Here is a 17,865-nt window from a genome sequence, read left to right as displayed (position 1 = left end):
GCTTTGGCACATATAATAAAAAGCAATAAATCATTTATATTTATAATCCCGAACCAATATAGAAACCTCACCAATATTACATACCACGCTGAACACCAGAATAAGCTTTATAATATAGACAAAATACATACAGCGAATATTAGTCGATTTCAAAAATCTAAAAGACAACTTTAGTAAAACACCGCTCCCTGCTTTCAGGTACACTATACCTCTTTGTTCCACAAACATCAGGCATACCATGACCGATTTAATTGCACGTCCCCGTCGCCTGCGCAAGTCACCCGCACTGCGCGCCATGTTTGAAGAGACAACACTGACCTTAAACGATCTGGTGTTGCCGATTTTTGTTGAAGAAGAGATCGATGACTACAAAGCCATCGACGCGATGCCGGGCGTGATGCGCATTCCGGAAAAGCATCTGGCCCGCGAGATCGAACGCATTGCGAATGCGGGCATCCGCTCGGTGATGACGTTCGGTATCTCCCACCACACTGACGCGACCGGCAGTGATGCCTGGAAAGAAGACGGCCTCGTCGCCCGCATGTCGCGCATCTGCAAAGAGAGTGTGCCGGAGATGATCGTCATGTCCGATACCTGCTTCTGCGAATACACCTCTCATGGCCACTGCGGTGTGCTGTGCGATCACGGCGTGGACAACGATGCGACCCTGCTGAATCTGGGCAAGCAGGCGGTGGTTGCCGCCGCTGCGGGTGCGGATTTCATTGCGCCTTCTGCGGCAATGGATGGGCAGGTACAGGCAATCCGTCAGGCGCTGGACGCCGCGGGCTTCACCGACACCGCCATCATGTCCTACTCCACCAAATTCGCCTCCTCTTTCTACGGCCCGTTCCGTGAAGCAGCGGGCACGGCGCTGAAAGGCGATCGTAAAACCTATCAGATGAACCCGCTGAACCGCCGCGAAGCGATTCGTGAGTCTCTGCTCGATGAAGCCCAGGGCGCTGACTGCCTGATGGTGAAACCGGCTGGCGCATACCTGGATATCCTGCGCGACATTCGCGAACGCACCGAACTGCCGCTGGGCGCCTACCAGGTGAGTGGCGAGTACGCGATGATCAAATTCGCCGCACAGGCGGGCGCCATCGACGAAGAAAAAGTGATCCTCGAAAGCCTGGGGGCGATCAAACGTGCGGGCGCGGATCTGATCTTCAGCTATTTCGCGCTGGATCTGGCCGAGAAGAAAATTCTGCGTTAATCCGCTTTAGCGCCGGGTGACGGCTTCGCCTTACCCGGCCTGCTCTCTGCGCTAATCTTCACCAAACTGCAATACAAACGACATCTCCTCCTTCTACTGTCTGGGCAAGACGGCAGGAGGAGTGATCAATGTTTAGTCTCGACAGCGTTCTTGATGACCTTTGGCCTCAGGCGAGGCCCGCACCCTGGCAAAAAAGTCTGTTAAAAAGACTGCTTCACGAAGACGAATTTCAGCAGTTTGCCGCCAGCCACCGTCACCTGAAAGGGCTGGATATGGTGGAGCAGGTTCTGGAACACCTTGATATTCACTGCTCCGTTTCCGCCCGCGATCTCGAACAAATCCCCGAACACGGCCCACTCATTGTGATAGCGAACCACCCCACCGGCACCCTGGATGGGCTGGCGCTGCTGTACGCCGTTTCCCGCGTGCGCCGCGACGTCAGGGTTGTTACCAACAGGATGCTGTCCCACCTTGAGCCCCTCAGTTCATTGTTTATTCCCGTGGATAATATGGGCGGCAGAACAGCAAAAGCCTCGCTGATACAGATGGAGCAGCACCTGCAAAACGCCGGTGTGCTGATCTTCTTTCCGGCGGGTGAAGTTTCCCGCCCAACGCGCAAAGGCATCCGCGATAAAAAATGGCATCCGGGCTTTATCAAGCTGGCCGGCAAATTACGGGTGCCGCTACTTCCGGTACATATCCAGGCGCACAACAGCCTGCTGTTTTATGCCAGCACGCTGGTCTCGCCAACGGTATCCATGCTGCTGCTGATGCAACAGATGTTTCGCCGCCGTCACAGTCAGCTGCCGATCAAAATCGGCCAGCAGATTGCCTGGAATGAGCGGTTTAGTTCTACCCTTTCATCGCGTGAGATGGCCGAGCAGTGTCGTCAGCACGTGATACGTCTTGGCAAGGGATTGCCTGGCGTCTTTAAAACCCAGTGCGCCATTGCCCGCCCGGAAGACAGGGCCACGCTGAAGCGCGAACTGGCGCAGGCAGAGTGTCTGGGAAAAACCAGCGATGGTAAGGCCATCTATCTTTGGCAGCGCAACGGGCAGGAAGAGGCGCCTCTGCTGCGCGAGCTGGGGCGGCTGCGCGAGATTGCCTTTCGTGCCGTGGAGGAAGGCAGCGGGAAGCGCCGGGATACGGACAGCTACGATGATGACTATCTGCACCTCATTCTGTGGGATGACGATGACCTGGAAATTGTCGGCGCGTACCGCTTTATGCCAACGGCCATGCAGGTGGAAAAGCGCGGCGTCGAGGGGTTGTACAGTTACAGCCTGTTCCACTACGACGAAAAAATGCAGGACATACTGGAGCACGGCATTGAGCTGGGGCGCAGCTTTATACAGCCGCGCTACTGGGGGCGTCGCGGTCTGGACTACCTGTGGTCAGGTATTGGCGCCTATCTGGCACGCTATCCCCATTACCGCTACCTGTTTGGCCCGGTCTCCATTTCCGGCGGCTTACCGCCTGCCGCGCGGGATCTGCTGGTGGCGTTTTATCGTCTCTGGTTTCCGGCCAGCCATCCTTTAGCCGCCTCGCGTCAACCCTATCCGGCCTCACTTCCGGACGTGCTGGCACAGTTTGGCGGGGTGGATTACGTGGATGACCTGACAAAGCTGAAATCCCTGCTCGGAAACCTGGGTTGCGGCATCCCGCCGCTCTACAAACAGTATTCCGAGCTATGCGAGCCCGGCGGCGTGCAGTTTATCGATTTCGGCAGCGATCCGGCGTTCAATAACTGTATCGACGGGCTGGTGCTGGTGGATCTGTGTTATCTGAAGGCGAACCGCTATCAGCGGTATATAGAAGCACACCTTTAGCCTCGTTGCCCGGTGGCGCTACGCTTACCGGGCCTACAATGAAACGTAGGCCCGGTAAGGCAACGCCGCCACCCGGCAATCAAGGCGCACGGTAAAACGGCTTATCCCCCAGGATCGTCGCCCGCTGCATAATCCTTCGCTGCGGCAGGTAATCCGCATTGGCGTAATGCTGCGTGACGCGGTTATCCCAGATCGCCAGATCGTTCTCCTGCCAACGCCAGCGCACCTGGAACTCCGGTTTGGTGATGTGCGCGAACAGGAAGCCAAGCAGCGCCTCACTCTCTTTTTCCGCTACGTCCACGATGCGCGTGGTGAACCCTTCATTCACAAACAGCGCCTGCTTTCCGGTCACCGGATGGGTCCGCACCACCGGGTGCAGCAGCGGGGGATGTTTTGCGACCGCATCCAGCCAGCGCTGGTGTTCCTCTTCCGTTTTACGGTACTTGTACTCCGGGAACGATTTTTTGAAGTCATGCTCCGCCCGCAGGCCGCTCAGCAGGGTCTGGAGCGGCGCGGAGAGCGCCTCAAACGCGGCAATCCCGCTGGCCCACAGCGTGTCCCCACCCGTCTCCGGCAGCTGTTTTGCTGCCAGAATCGCCCCGGCTGGCGGTGTGTCGATAAAGGTAACGTCCGTGTGCCAGTTGTCATTATCGGGCGGGTTATCGTTATGGGTATCCAGCACGATAATTTCCTCTACCCCTTCCGCATGCGGGTAGACCGGGTGGATATGCAGGTCGCCAAAACGCAGGGCCAGCGCGCGCTGCTGCTGCGGGGTAATGGCCTGTTCACGCAGGAACACCACCTGATGACGCAGCACCGCGTGGTACAGCTGCTCAAACTGGTTATCGCTCAGCGGACGGGTTACGTCCAGGCCCGACACCTGCGCGCCAATATACGGCCCCAGCGGGGTAATGGTCAGTCGTTCACTCATTGTATTTCTCCATGCCAGGGCGTCAGGCGACGCTGTAGCGCGCGCAGTCCCAGTTCTAATCCAAAGGCAATCGCGGCGATCACCGCGATCCCTGCCAGTACCACGTCAGTCGCCAGGAACTCTCCCGCCGACTGCACCATAAACCCAAGGCCGCGCGTGGCGGCTATCAGCTCTGCCGCCACCAGCGTAGACCAGCCCACCCCAAGGCCGATGCGCAGCCCGGTCAATATCTCCGGCAGCGCGCCCGGTAAAATGACGAACAGCAGTACCTGCACGCGGCTGGCGCCGAGCGACTGCGCCGCACGTATGCGTACCTGCTGCGCACTCTTTACGCCAGCCAGGGCCGACATGGCTACCGGCGCAAATATCGCCAGGTATATTAGTAAGATCTTTGACGTCTCCCCGATGCCAAACCAGATCACCATCAGGGGCAGGTAAGCCAGCGGCGGGACGGGACGGTAAAGCTCTATCAGCGGGTCGAGAATGCCGCGCACCGTCGGGCTCAGTCCCATCGCGATCCCCACCGGAACGCCAATAATGACCGCCGCCAGCAGCGCCACCAGAATACGCGTCAGACTGGCGCCTAAATGCTGCCAGAGCGTGGCATCCATAAAGCCCTGCGGCCCGGCGATAGTAATCAGTTTTTCCAGAACCTGACCTGGCGGGGGCAGAAACAGCGGGCTGATCCACTGCTGCGCGGCAACCGCCCACCATACCGCCAACAACACCACCAGCGTGCCGACGCTTAAGGTGAGCTGGCGAGAGAACGGCCAGCGTAATGCAAGGCGCGTCCGCCGCGTTTTTTCACTGAAAACAATGCTCATGAGAACGCCTCCCGTTGCTCAAACACGCGGCTTAAGACGTATTCACGCTGTTCAATAAACAGCGGATCGGATTTGATGCTGCGTACCGGCTCTCCCGCCACATAGCGGCGGGCAAACTCAAGCGGCAGGCGCTCCAGCACGCGTCCCGGCCCCGGTGAGAGCAGCACCAGCTCCGTCGCCATAAACACGGCCTCTTCGATATCATGGGTGATTAACAGCACCTGCTTGCCGGTTTCGTGCCACAGGCGCAGCAGCAGGGTTTGCATCTGCTCGCGGGTGAAGGCATCCAGCGCCCCGAAAGGTTCGTCCAGCAACAGCAGCTGTGGGTTAGCCGCCAGCGCACGGGCGATCCCGACGCGCTGACGCTGCCCGCCTGAAAGCTGCCAGATAAAGCGTTTTTCAGCCCCCTCCAGCCCGACCTTTTTCAGCATATCGCGCGCCGTTTTCAGGCGCTGTTCACGCGCTACACCGGCCAGTTGCAGACCAAATGCAACGTTTTCCTGCACGTTTCGCCACGGGAGTAGTCCTTCATTCTGAAAGACCACGCCGCGCTCTGCGCCCGGCCCCGTTACCCGTTTCCCTTCCAGCTGGATCGTGCCGTGCTGATACGGTACAAACCCGGCGATCAGGTTCAGCAGCGTCGTTTTCCCGCAGCCGGACGGTCCCAGCACCACCAGCAGTTCACCGCTGTCCAGTGTCAGGTTGATCTCTTCCAGGGCAGGTTTACCGCCGTAATCGGCAGACAGGTTTGTAATGTTCAGCATTGCAGCCCCCTTATTTCACAAAGCGATCGGTCACGAACTGGCTGTAATCCGCCGCCACCGCAGGTACTTTGCCCTGCTCTTTCAGGAACGTCGCAGTGTCGACAATCGCTTTGCTCACCGGCCCGTTCAGCTGCTGGACCTGCTGCGCAGGCGTCAGATAGGTGTTGCCTTTTACCAGCCCCGGCACGTCAGCTTCCGGCACGCCGCTCAGACGTGAGAGTTTCTCCAGGTTGGCGGGCTGTTTCAGCCATTCATCCGGGTTGCTGATGTATGGCTGCTGTGCGTCGATGGCGCTTTTGGCGAAGGCTTTCACCACTTCAGGGTGTTTCTCGGCAAAGTCCTTACGTACGACCCAGACGTCAAGGGTTGGCGCGCCCCACTGCCCCACTTTTTCGGAGTCGGTCAGCACGGTGCCCTCTTTTTCAAGCTCGTTGACGGCGGGCGCCCAGACGTATGCTCCGTCGATGTCGCCACGCTGCCAGGCGGCAATAATCGCCGGAGGTTGCAGGTTAATGATCTGCACCTGGCCCGGCTTAATGCCCCAGTGTTTCAGCGCTGCCAGCAGGCTGTAATGCGTGGTGGAGATAAACGGCACCGCGATGCGTTTGCCGATCAAATCCTCGGGTTTCGTGATAGTTTTCTTCACCACCAGTGCTTCGGAATTTCCGAGCTGCGACGCCAGCAGGAAGACTTCAATCGGCACCTGCTGGCTGGCGGCCACCGCCAGCGGGCTGGAGCCCAGGTTGCCAATCTGCACGTCGCCCGAGGCTAACGCCCGCACAATCGCCGCGCCGCTGTCGAACTTGCGCCAGTCGACGTTCGCCCCGCTCGCTTTGGCAAAGGTGTTGTCCGCCTGCGCGACTTTCGCCGGCTCAGCGGAAGTCTGATACGCGACGGTGACGTCCACCGCCTGCGCCTGAAATGCCCACAGCGCCAGTGCGCCGAGAAGTGTGTTCCGCGATGAAATTGCCATAATGTCTGCTCCCCTTGTTGTTATGAGGGCAGTATTTCCGGCGCGAGAATTTTGATAAAGGAATAAAAAAGAATCGCTAATGACGATTCGTTTTTAGAAAAAAAGCGGGAAAGGATAGTGAATTTTGTGCGGTTGTTTCGCCGGGTGGCGCTGCGCTTACCCGGCCTACGGTTCGTGCAATTTGTAGGCCGGGTAAGGCGCAGCCGCCACCCGGCAAAGACCTCAGCGCTGAACCGTCAGCGCAGCAATATCCTGCGGCGTGGTGCGACAGCAGCCGCCAATCAGCTTCGCACCGGCATCCAGCCACTGCGGTAAATACCCCGCCAGCGTCTCGCAGGCGTCACCATGGTGATGCCAGGTTTTGCTCACCGCATCATAATGCTCGCCGGAATTCGGATAGACCACCAGCGGCAGCGACGTCAGGCTGTGCAGATGCGTCAGCGCCGCGGTGGTGTTTTCCAGCGCGATACAGTTGATCCCCAGCGCGACAACCTGTGGATAGCTTTCGAGCGCAGAAACGACATCCCGCAGCGGCGTCCCGTCACTCAGATGCTCGCTGTCACGCAGGGTAAATGAGAACCATGCCCGGGCGCGAGGATACGCCGTCAGCAACGCCGCCAGCGCCTTAATCTCCGGGAAAGAAGGCAGCGTTTCACAGGCCAGCAGATCCGCGCCCGCATCCAGCAGCGCCTCCACGCGGGGACGGTGGAACGCGGTGAACTCTTCAGCGCGACGCACATAATCGCCGCGATATTCAGATCCATCGGCAAGGTACGCGCCGTACGGCCCTACCGACCCCGCCACCAGCAGCGTGCCCGCCTGCGCATTCTCTGCCAAGTACGCTTCCCGCGCTTTGCGTGCCAGCTCTACGCTTTTGCCAATCAACGCCCGGGATTGCGCCTCGTCCAGCCCGCGTGCGGCAAAGCCCGCAGGCGTGGCCTGATAGCTGGCGGTGATCGCCACCTGTGCCCCCGCGCGGTAATAGTCGAGGTGCACGTCCCGGATCAGCTCCGGGTTTTCCATCAGCACTTTGGCCGACCAGAGGCTGTCGGCAAGGTTACAACCGCGCGCTTCCAGCTCCGTTGCCATCGCCCCATCCAGCACGACAAACGGCTGGTTTTCAAGGAGGGCGGTAAGCGGATTATTCTGCGACATGTTCAGGCTCCTGCGTGGTAAGGTTTCGGGTCAGGTAGTACGCACCATAACACAGGGCGACAAACGGAAGCCCGCAATAAAGGGCAATACGCTGGCTGGGGTCAAACCACAGGCCGACGCAGGCCACCAGACAGAGGATAAAGCCAAGCACGGGCACCAGCGGATACCATGGCGCGCGATACTGCAACGCCGAAAGTGGCTGCCCGGACTGCACGTGACGGCGACGAAACACGAAGTGTGACGCGCAGATGCTGATCCACACCGCCACCACCGCAAAACCGGAAATGGCTGACAGGGCCACAAACACCGTATCCGGCGCGACCACGCTGGAGAACAGCGCCAGCACGCCGCCCAGCATGGAAACGGAGAGCGCCGTCAGCGGCACGCCGTTTTTGTTGACGCGGGCAAAGCAGCGCGGCAGCGTTTTCTCGTTAGACAGAGACCACAGCATACGACCAGAGGCGTACAGGCCCGAGTTCGCCGCCGAGAGAATCGCCGTCAGGATCACGAAGTTAAAGATATCCGCCGCATACGGAATGCCGACCTTTTCAAACACCAGCACGAACGGGCTTTTCTCCACGCCAGCCTGCTGCATCGGGATCAGCGCCGCCAGCACAAACACGGTGCCAATAAAGAAGATGATGAGCCGGGCGATGGTGGTGCGAATAGCAACCGGAATAACCTTGTGCGGGTTTTCCGTTTCTCCTGCGGCGATGCCGATAAGCTCCGTTCCGGAGAAGGCAAAGTTGACCGCCACCATGGTCATCAGGATCGGCAGACCGCCGTGCGGGAACCAGCCTTCGGCAGTAATGTTGCTTAAGCCCGGCGCCGTTGAACCGTCCTGCATCGGGATAAAACCGAATATCGCCGCCCCGCCGAGAATAATGAAGGCGATGATGGTGATGACTTTCACCAGCGAGAACCAGAATTCTCCTTCAGCGAAGAAGCGCGTGGAAATGACGTTAAGAGCAAAAATCACCACGCAAAAGACGACGCACCACGTCCAGACGGGAACCTGCGGGAACCAGTACTGCATACAGAACCCGGCTGCGGTAAAGCTCGATCCCAGCGCCACTGTCCACGTAAGCCAGTAGAGCCACGCCACGGTATACCCTGTCGCCGGGCCGAGATAACGAGCGGCGTAGACGTGGAACGCGCCGGTTTCCGGCATCGCCACGGAAAGTTCCCCCAGGCATTGCATAACCAGCCAGACCACCAGCGCACCGATAAGATACGCCAGCAGCGTGCCCGCCGCGCCAGTTGTCGAAATGATGTATCCGGTATTGAAGAATAACCCTGTGCCAATAACGCCACCCAGCGAGAGCATAATCAGGTGACGGGTTTTCATGGCGCGCTTAAGCTGCCCGTTTTGTTGTTCTGTTTGCATATTACCTTCTAAACGTATGGACATCTAAACATCCAAAGAAGGGTGTTATACCGCGATTGTTAACAAAAAGCCACCCGGCACGACTTCAGCGCAATTATTGGTAAATCCTTAAATCAGTTCTATAGTCGACACAGTTTCTTCTTCACCAGGACTCACTATGCGATTTAACGGACTGACCAAAGGTTTCTTTATTCTCATCCTGGCCCTTGTAACCTGGGCTTTCTTTGACGTGCTGTCACCCTATTTCTCGGCGATTCTGTGGGCCGCGATCCTGACCATCATTTTCAACCCGGTGAAAAACAAACTGCGTACCGCGCTGGGCGATCGCAACGGGCTGGCTTCCCTCCTCACACTCGGCATTATCTGCCTGATCGTGTTTATTCCGTTGATGGTGATCCTTTCCTCGCTCGCGGTGGAACTGAACATGGTTTACACCAAGCTGCAACAGAACAACACGCAGTTCCCGGAAGTCATCGCCGGTATCTTCAACCGCCTGCCGGACTGGGCCAGCGGCTTCCTGGCGGATCACAACCTGACCAACGCCGCGCAGATCCAGAAGAAGCTCTCCGATGTCGCGTTACAGGGTGGGCAATATCTGGCGGGAAGTGCGTTCCTGATTGGTAAAGGGACGTTCGGCTTTGCTATAAGCTTCGGCATTATGCTGTACCTGCTGTTTTTCCTGCTCAAAGACGGGCCCTATCTGGTGCGCCAGATCCTCGACTCGCTGCCGCTTTCTGACTTCGTCAAACAGCACCTGTTCGCGAAATTTGTCGGCGTCTCACGCGCCACGGTAAAAGGCACGGCGGTCGTGGCGGTGGTTCAGGGTACGCTTGGCGGTATCGCCTTTGCCATCGTCGGTATTGACGGTAGCGTACTGTGGGGAGCGCTGATGGCGTTCCTCTCCCTGGTGCCCGCCGTCGGCTCGGCTATCGTCTGGGTTCCCGCCGCCATCTTCCTGTTTGCCACTCACCAGCTGTGGCAGGGTCTGTTCATTGTGGGCTTCTTTGTCATTATCGTCGGGCTGGTGGACAACCTTTTACGTCCGCTGCTGGTGGGCAAAGACACCAAAATGCCGGACTACCTGATACTGATCACCACGCTCGGCGGTATGGAGCTGTATGGCATTAACGGCTTTGTGATTGGGCCGCTGATTGCCGCCCTGTTTATCGCCTGCTGGAACCTCTTCTCTGGCCGCGACCACGCAGGCAACGCCGAAGAGCTGGACGCAGACTTTATCGAAGAGGGAAAAAATCATCCGGACCTCTAACGAAACGCGTTTGGACAGGCGGCCCGGTGCCGCCTTTTTTTTCGCGTTAAATCAGGGGTTTTCTATAATCTGAAATGAACGCTCTTCCACATTTGTCGTAGAAGGATCCAACAGGTGCGAATCGCCACGATCACAAACTGGGCTTATGGTGTCACGGTGTGCCTGACCATTGCCTCCGGCATCGTCATGCTGATGGCTTCCCATGCCGACAACGTAGAGCGTCAGGCTGTTAAGCAACGACAAATTTTTGACCAGCTTACGGAAGAGATTGAAGCAGAAACCTGGATGCTCTCCGATTTAGCGCGCCTTTACGCCATCAAAAAAGAGCCCGATGTGCTGAAAGCGTACCAGGCGAAAGAAGGTGAACTGAAGAATATTGAACACAAAGTGGGGCAGTTAAAAGATACGGGCGCAACGGGCGAAGAGCTGGCGCTGCTGTATGAAGGGCTGAAGATTGTCGATGGCCTACAGGATGAACAGCAGGCAGCAATAGCGAGCGTCGCCCGGGGTGAGGAACAACAGGCCATTGCGTTACTCTTCGGCAAAATCTACGAACTGGAAACGGAACGCGCCCAGAGCAAAATTGACCATTTTCGTATGCTGCTGGATAAGCGCATTATTGCCGATGTCCAGGCGGCGACCAAAACGTCGAAAACGCTGCGTACCGCCTCAGAGGTGATGGTCGGCCTGACCGCCCTGCTCTTCTTATTCGTGATGGGCTTTATTCTTAAACACCGCGTGCTGCGCCCGGTGGTGCGCCTCAGTGATGTGGTTCACCGGCTGGCCTCACAGGACTACGCCGTCGAAACGCCCAATTTCAACCAGGTCGATGAGATAGGTGATATGGCTCAGGCCATTCGCATTTTCCGCGAGAACGAGCTGGCAAGGCAGCGGCTTGAAAAAGAACGCGATGCAGACTGGGCCATACGCGAGCTGCTCGCGCGAATGACCCAGCGCTTGCAGGGGTGCGAGAACGTCAGCGACGTGATTGCGGTGGCAGAGTTGTTTGCTCCCAACATTGCGCCGGGTGTCGCCGGGCGTCTGTATATTCTGGATCGAAACCCGTGGGAGATGCGCTGTGCGGCGGAATGGTTATCTCCCCAGGGAGAAAAAAATGCCTTCCACCCCGATCAATGCTGGGCCATACGCCGTGGTCAGAGCCACCCACCGGTCAACGGCGAGCCGGATATCGGTTGCCAGCATCTGCCTGAATCACAAAAAGACAGTTCATTGTGCGTGCCGCTCATTGCGCAGGGGGAAGCCATTGGTTTGCTGTCGTTTCAGAACATTACGCCTGAAACGGCACCGTCCCGCGCATATCTCGAATTAATGGCGGAAGCCCTGGGTCTGGCGCTGGCCAACCAGCGTCTGCGCGATGCCCTGCTGGAAAAAGCGCTATTCGACCCGCTCACCGGCTTGCGTAACCGCCACCACCTGGAAGATACCCTGCGCACTCAGATAGCTCAGGCGATGCGCAATGATGAGCCGGTGAGCTGCATGATGATCGACATCGATCACTTTAAAAGCATTAACGATCGCTTCGGCCATGAGGCTGGCGATCATGTGATAAAGAGCGTGGCGACAATTGTTCAGCGTGCCGTGCATGATGCCGGTCTGGCTTTCCGCTTTGGTGGCGAAGAGTTTCTGGTGCTGCTTACGGGGGCGGATGAGGAAGCGGCTCACGCCTGCGCAACGGAGATTTATAACGGCGTCCATACGCTGTCGCTGCGCTATGGGCTTGCTGAGATTGGCCCGGTGGATGTGTCGATCGGGATCGCCAGTTACCCGCAGCACGCCCAAAGCGACGACCTGCTGCGCGCGGCAGACGTGGCGCTCTACCGGGCGAAAGAGCTGGGGCGCTCGCGGATCGTCAGTTTCAGTATGCTGGAGGCGGGTTAAGCGAAACTCCGTGCCATCGACGTCAGCGGTACGCGCACTCTCTTATTCCCTCACATTGAGGGTACGTTATCATTCTTTGTACAAATAAATTCATCTTAACGATGCCCCCATTGATAAAAAATGGGGGTGCGTAAATATATCAATAAATCAAAGTGATCATTTTTTAATCTCGGGTGGCTTATTACACTGAGTTTTTATGTTTTAAAAAACGTAAGCTCCAGCCAGCGGTCTGCAATCACGGGGAAAACAACAGCTATCTTTTTGATTTTGATGATTTTAATCAAGTAGCATTTGCAAAAAGGCGTGGCGTTCAACAAAATAGACAAACTTATAGGATAAATAACTTATAATTCTTATACTTCTGTTAAAAAGAGGAGGCCAATATGCGAATAATCCTAATGCTGTGCTGCTTTTTGGTACAAAGTTTAAGCTGGGCTGGCGAACTGCCAAGGCCTGTGGGCAAACCCATTTTAACCATTACCGGTAATATAGAAAATACGAACGAAAATGGAAAAGCCGTTTTTGATATTACCAGCCTGGAAAAACTGGGGATGGTGAGTTTCCAGACGACCTCTCCCTGGTATAATGGCCGCACGAAGTTTGAGGGTATCCCGATGCGCAAACTCATGGAGTATGTGGGTGCAAAGGGTTCTGTCCTGAATGTGGTTGCACTCAATGATTACACGACCGTCATCCCTCTCAGCGACTTCCAGAAATACAACGCCATCCTGGCTTTAAAGGTCAATGGCGAATATATGCGCATCCGCGATAAAGGTCCGTCATTCATCGTCTACCCTTATGACAGTCTTCCTGAACTCAATAATCAGATTTATTACTCGCGATCGGCATGGCAGGTCAGCAAAATGAAGATTGAATAGTAGTTCAGGAGAACATAATGAACAGGATACTGGTTGGTATCATTTTTTCTCTTTTTATCACTACTGGATATATAGCATTTCTTGTTTACGATCGTCAGCAAGAGCTGCAAAAACTGACTCACTACACTGAGTCCTGGTCTGTAGCCCAACTGGTATCTGAATATTACCGATTTGAATCATGGATTGGACTGTACGCAACCGAGACTGATGACGTTACGGTAGACCAGGTTCGCATGCGCCTGGAAATCATGCTGAGCCAGAATGATTTATTGAAAGAGGGCGGCCTGGGTCGTTATATAAACAGCGAAAAAGCGCATCAGACGCTCGCCTTACGCCTGGAAAACATACTGAACTATCTGGATGGTCATCTTGAGAAAATGAGCCGTTCAGAGTTAAAGCTCTATCTGAAAAATATGCATTCACTGGATGCTCCGCTAAGCCAGCTTTCATCCACGGCTTTAACAAAAGATGTTAATACAATCAATGAAACCAACCTTAAAATACAGGTTCTGTATTATATTTATTCAGCACTTTCGCTGTTACTGGTTATTTTAAGCTTCATACTGGGCTTTTTGATTATCTATCAAAATAAAAATATCCTGAAAGCCCACATGCAAGTGAAAACGCTGGCTGAAGAACTTCAGCTGTCCAAAGAAACCCTGCAAATCCAGAATACAAAACTGGAATACGATGTTTATCATGACTCCCTTACCGGCATGAAAAACCGTCTTTTCTTCTGGGATGATCTCAATAAACTCAATCTACAGGCTGAGAAAAAACATATTTCGGTCACGGTGATGTTATTCGATTTAGACCGGTTCAAAGAGGTGAATGATACCTACGGTCATGATACCGGGGATTTGCTGTTACGTGAGGTATCCACGCGCCTTAATGCTTTGAGCCGCTTTTCAGAGACATTTTATCGTTTGGGCGGCGACGAATTTGCTTTTCTCTCCAGTGGCTTAACCGAAACCGCAGCTGTCTCACGCGCGCGAGAAATCAGTGATAGCATCAGCAAGCCCTATACAATTAATAATCAACTTATAAAAATAGCCACCTGCGTGGGTATTGTTTTATCGGATAATGAACGACGTTCGGATTACCTTTATAAATTTGCCGATCTGGCGCTCTATGAAGCCAAGAAAGAAGGTTCTCAGCAGATCAAAGTCTTCCGCCAGCGAATGCTACAGAAGTTGCAGGAGAGCAGAACCCTTGAAAATGATATGGCAAGAGCAATTGAGAATGATGAGTTTGTTGTTTATTACCAGCCTATTGTGAATTCCATCAGCAAGGAAATTTACGGCTATGAAGCGCTTATTCGCTGGATGCATCCTGTAAAGGGGATGCTCTCCCCGGATAGCTTTATTTTCGCTGCTGAAAAAACAGGCATGATCAACGAGATAGGTAAAACCGTACTTAAACTGGCCTGTAGGGAAGCGGTCTCCTGGGCTGTTCCGGCCAGGATCTCCGTCAACGTCTCGCCTGTTCAATTGGGCAGCAAATCATTTATTAATACGGTGCAGTCCGTTCTGGCTGAAACCGGGCTACCGGCTAACCGTCTTGAGTTAGAGGTCACAGAGTCATCCCTCTTCAGTGACAGAAATAACCCCATTACGATCCTCAAAAAACTCCGTGCACTGGGCGTAAGAATCTCCATTGATGATTTTGGCACGGGTTATTCGTCGCTCTCCAGACTCAGCGAACTGAATTTTGATAAAATCAAGATCGATAAATCTTTTGTCAATCCGATATCTACGCAGGAAGATGCGCTTAATATTGTGAAGCTGATTACCGGTATGGCTAAAAGCCTTAATATGGGCGTCATAGCCGAGGGCGTTGAGACCGAAGAGCAGCTTGAGCGGCTTCAGGCTCTGGGTTGCGAGCTTGTGCAGGGATATCTTTTCAGCAAACCACAGCCTCAGGTCGACAGCAAAATTAAGAGCGGCCAGGAATGATCCCCTCTCCTGAGCCCGATACCAACCGGGATCACATTTTTCGCCCCTGGGTATTCACTGACAATAAACAGGTGTTATCATTCACCCCGTAAATACCTATCAACTCAATCCGAGGCTTTGATGCTGGAGAATGTAATCATCCGATAATCAGCTTCCCGACCTTTCCAGGCCGGACTGATTATCAATGCGCCGAAATCGTATGCGGACACCGCTGTGTGTTTGCACGTTTTGCACATGATGATTAAACAGGTTTTCCAGTATGAATTTATCCCGTCAGGAACAACGTACCTTACACGTTCTCGCCAAAGGTGGCCGTATTGTGCACGTCCGCGATACCTCTGGCCGCGTCACCGCCGTTGAATGCTATAGCCGCGAAGGGCTACTGCTGGCTGACTGCACGCTCGCCGTTTTCAAAAAGCTCAAAACCAAAAAGCTGATCAAATCCGTTAACGGTCAGCCCTACCGCATTAACACTACGGGGCTGAACAATGTTCGCGCTCAGCCTGATAATCGTTAAGGAGAGGATGATGGATATCCCACGTATTTTTACTGTTAGCGAAAGCGAACACCGCATTCATAACCCCTTTACACCAGAGAAGTACGCGACGCTGGGCCGCGTGTTACGCATGAAGCCAGGCACACGCATTCTCGATCTCGGCAGCGGCTCGGGAGAGATGCTTTGTACCTGGGCACGTGATTACGGTATTACCGGTACCGGCATCGATATGAGCCCGCTCTTCACCGCGCAGGCCACGCTGCGCGCAGAGGAACTCGGCGTCAGCGAACGCGTCCATTTCATTCATAACGACGCGGCCGGCTACGTCGCAAATGAAAAATGTGACGTGGCGGCCTGCGTTGGCGCAACCTGGATTGCGGGTGGCGTAGCCGGGACGATGGATCTGCTGGCAAAAAGCCTCAAGCCCGGGGGAATAATGCTCATCGGCGAACCATACTGGCGTCGGGTACCCGCGACGGCAGAGATAGCTCAGGCCTGCGGCGTCTCGTCGATTGCAGACTTTCTCACTCTGCCCGGTCTGGTTGCGTCTTTCGATCAACAGGGCTATGACCTGGTTGAAATGGTGCTGGCTGACCAGGAAGGCTGGGACAGGTACGAAGCCGCAAAATGGATGACCATGCGGCGCTGGCTGGAGGAAAACCCAGACGATGACTTCGCGCAGGAGGTTCGGGCGGAGCTGACGATAGCGCCTGAACGTCATGTGACGTACACGCGGGAGTACTTTGGCTGGGGGGTGTTTGCGTTAATGGCGCGATAACATGGCGCTGGCGGTATAGCCTTTTGGGTTATGCCGCCGATCAACTTCTTTGAGGTACAAAACGATGGCGCGAAAATGTGCAGCCATTAACAACATTTGCTGCCATGATCTGAGAATGAGATTTACTGGAATGTAGGGTAACTATTTTATTTAGATGGTGCGATAATAGGAATGAATTACAACACATTAATCAATTGATTTTGTTGGATTTTAAGCTATTACAGAAATTTAGGTATCCCCATAAGTACCCCCGAAGAGTATGGCTTACATATATGTGTAGTCAATTATAACCTTAAATTTATATTAAAAAGGAACCCGCATCATCAAACACGCAAACACAATCCAAAGGTATATTTACAGTGCTACACCATGTCATGGCCAGAAATTACTCCTCAATTATTAACTCACCAAAAACACAACGAAGAAGCAAAGACATGATTGTCTTTGCTTCTTAAACAATTTTTTATTTATAGCTCAATAGTATTGCCTGCATTTCTTCGCGCAGTCTATCCCTCTGCTTCTCATCAAACTCACCCTTTATGCTAGACATAAGCAGTTTAGTTAGTGTGTCTTGGTAACTGGCATCAGAGAAAAGTTTTATTATCTTAGTAAATTCATCCCTAAATTCACGATGTATGAATAGCAACACATAGCTGATGTTATTGTAATGCCCCACATCAATCTCTGAATAGTCTAAGGCTTCTTCATTTACTTTTCTTCTCAACGAAGTAACAAACTTAATTACATCCCCTTCACTGTTATTATTATCGTCGATAATCACCGATAACGTATCAAGTAAACTCATCGAGTTTTCTTTAAAGAAATATTCTTCAGATATTGTAGCTAACACACCATCTTTAAGAGACTCAGATGATACTTTTAATCCAACTAAAGAAAGTCTTTCAATCGCACGTTGAGGTGTATAAATGAGCCACTCAGCGAATTTATTTTCTCGACGGATTATATTTCTTAGGAGATATTGGGAGGTATCTAGAGTGATCAGCATAGGGGTGCTAAAATAACCCCTTGAGTCAAGATGAAGTTTCTCATCACCTAAAGTGTGGGCACAATATATATCATTCTCAACTGCTCTGGGATGTCTAAATGATGTAGATTCTCTAATAAATTTTCTTCTTGTTCTCTCTAAGAAATCATAGGGAACAAGGTCTTTATTATCTATAACATCAAAGTTAGCAGCTGTTAATAACTCAAAAATACAACTTGAATAAGCTGTAAATTTATCATTTAGATTAACATCTTCTTTTTCAAGTCCTAAGAATGCACTAGTAAAATCTTCGAAGTTGGTTTTATCATCTCTTTTCTTTTTCCACTTCATATATACATTAAAGTATACGTTCTTTGATTCCCCTAGTTGCTCTACTAACTCGTCCGTAACAAATTGGCTTAACTTTTCTGCCTGTGAAAAATGTCTAGCAGTTTCTTCAAAATGTTCATTTGACACTCTTAATCCTGTCTCTTATACACATCTCCGAGCCCACGAGACATACGCCATTAT

The 17,865-nt window shown here is 53.5% G+C and carries 15 protein-coding genes; 8 read left to right on the top strand and 7 right to left on the bottom strand.

Translation table 11 applies throughout. The annotated features are described in order from the left end of the window. Window positions 1-238: 238 nt before the first annotated feature. Window positions 239-1,213: a porphobilinogen synthase gene (gene hemB / locus ACNQ0W_RS23420; protein ID WP_015571323.1), complete on the top strand. Its 975-nt coding sequence runs from the start codon at window positions 239-241 to the stop codon at window positions 1,211-1,213. Window positions 1,214-1,341: 128 nt separating this feature from the next. After that, a complete protein-coding gene (locus tag ACNQ0W_RS23415; RefSeq protein ID WP_047637572.1) occupies window positions 1,342-3,042 on the top strand; it encodes a lysophospholipid acyltransferase family protein in 1,701 nt (566 codons plus the stop codon). Window positions 3,043-3,121: 79 nt separating this feature from the next. Here ACNQ0W_RS23415 and tauD read toward each other — a convergent pair whose 3' ends face one another. The 6 genes from tauD to mmuP all read right to left on the bottom strand — a co-directional run bounded on the left by tauD (window position 3,122) and on the right by mmuP (window position 9,076). Further along, complete coding sequence (tauD, locus tag ACNQ0W_RS23410; protein ID WP_062933722.1) at window positions 3,122-3,973, bottom strand: taurine dioxygenase; 852 nt, start codon at window positions 3,971-3,973, stop codon at window positions 3,122-3,124. Next, window positions 3,970-4,797 carry a taurine ABC transporter permease TauC gene (gene tauC, locus ACNQ0W_RS23405; RefSeq protein WP_062933721.1) on the bottom strand — a complete coding sequence of 276 codons (828 nt, stop codon included), beginning with the start codon at window positions 4,795-4,797 and terminating at the stop codon, window positions 3,970-3,972. The genes tauD and tauC overlap by 4 nt, the downstream gene beginning before the upstream one ends. Continuing rightward, window positions 4,794-5,561, bottom strand: coding sequence for a taurine ABC transporter ATP-binding subunit (gene tauB, locus ACNQ0W_RS23400; protein ID WP_062933720.1), 768 nt, complete (start codon window positions 5,559-5,561; stop codon window positions 4,794-4,796). The genes tauC and tauB overlap by 4 nt, the downstream gene beginning before the upstream one ends. Window positions 5,562-5,571: 10 nt before the next feature. Continuing rightward, window positions 5,572-6,534, bottom strand: a complete 963-nt coding sequence (tauA, locus tag ACNQ0W_RS23395; RefSeq protein WP_062933719.1) for a taurine ABC transporter substrate-binding protein — start codon at window positions 6,532-6,534, stop codon at window positions 5,572-5,574. Window positions 6,535-6,756: 222 nt separating this feature from the next. Continuing rightward, on the bottom strand, window positions 6,757-7,689 hold the full coding sequence (gene mmuM, locus ACNQ0W_RS23390) for a homocysteine S-methyltransferase (protein ID WP_040117252.1): 933 nt from the start codon (window positions 7,687-7,689) through the stop codon (window positions 6,757-6,759). Further along, window positions 7,676-9,076: an S-methylmethionine permease gene (gene mmuP / locus ACNQ0W_RS23385; RefSeq protein WP_062933718.1), complete on the bottom strand. Its 1,401-nt coding sequence runs from the start codon at window positions 9,074-9,076 to the stop codon at window positions 7,676-7,678. The genes mmuM and mmuP overlap by 14 nt, the downstream gene beginning before the upstream one ends. Window positions 9,077-9,233: 157 nt before the next feature. Between mmuP and ACNQ0W_RS23380 the strand changes: the two genes are divergently transcribed. From ACNQ0W_RS23380 to ACNQ0W_RS23355, 6 genes are all read left to right on the top strand, one after another. Then, window positions 9,234-10,343, top strand: a complete 1,110-nt coding sequence (locus ACNQ0W_RS23380) for an AI-2E family transporter (protein WP_062933717.1) — start codon at window positions 9,234-9,236, stop codon at window positions 10,341-10,343. 114 nt (window positions 10,344-10,457) lie between these two features. Then, window positions 10,458-12,242, top strand: coding sequence for a diguanylate cyclase (locus ACNQ0W_RS23375; RefSeq protein WP_062933716.1), 1,785 nt, complete (start codon window positions 10,458-10,460; stop codon window positions 12,240-12,242). Between the two features lie 383 nt (window positions 12,243-12,625). Continuing rightward, window positions 12,626-13,120: a molybdopterin-dependent oxidoreductase gene (locus ACNQ0W_RS23370; RefSeq protein WP_062933715.1), complete on the top strand. Its 495-nt coding sequence runs from the start codon at window positions 12,626-12,628 to the stop codon at window positions 13,118-13,120. Window positions 13,121-13,137: 17 nt separating this feature from the next. Continuing rightward, complete coding sequence (locus ACNQ0W_RS23365; RefSeq protein WP_062933714.1) at window positions 13,138-15,075, top strand: putative bifunctional diguanylate cyclase/phosphodiesterase; 1,938 nt, start codon at window positions 13,138-13,140, stop codon at window positions 15,073-15,075. 259 nt (window positions 15,076-15,334) lie between these two features. After that, entirely contained in the window at window positions 15,335-15,592 is a 258-nt protein-coding gene (locus tag ACNQ0W_RS23360; RefSeq protein ID WP_003863178.1) for a YjhX family toxin, read from the top strand. Window positions 15,593-15,602: 10 nt separating this feature from the next. Next, window positions 15,603-16,349, top strand: coding sequence for an SAM-dependent methyltransferase (locus ACNQ0W_RS23355; protein WP_062933713.1), 747 nt, complete (start codon window positions 15,603-15,605; stop codon window positions 16,347-16,349). Between the two features lie 463 nt (window positions 16,350-16,812). Here ACNQ0W_RS23355 and ACNQ0W_RS23350 read toward each other — a convergent pair whose 3' ends face one another. Then, complete coding sequence (locus ACNQ0W_RS23350) at window positions 16,813-17,811, bottom strand: hypothetical protein (protein WP_417933259.1); 999 nt, start codon at window positions 17,809-17,811, stop codon at window positions 16,813-16,815. Window positions 17,812-17,865: the final 54 nt, after the last annotated feature.

The organism is Enterobacter cloacae complex sp. 6730903, assembly GCF_048283985.1.
In the GTDB taxonomy this organism is placed as follows: Bacteria; Pseudomonadota; Gammaproteobacteria; order Enterobacterales; family Enterobacteriaceae; genus Enterobacter; species Enterobacter hormaechei_C.
Note: the sequence above shows the minus strand (reverse complement) of the source record. Positions and strands in the feature narration are given on the sequence as shown.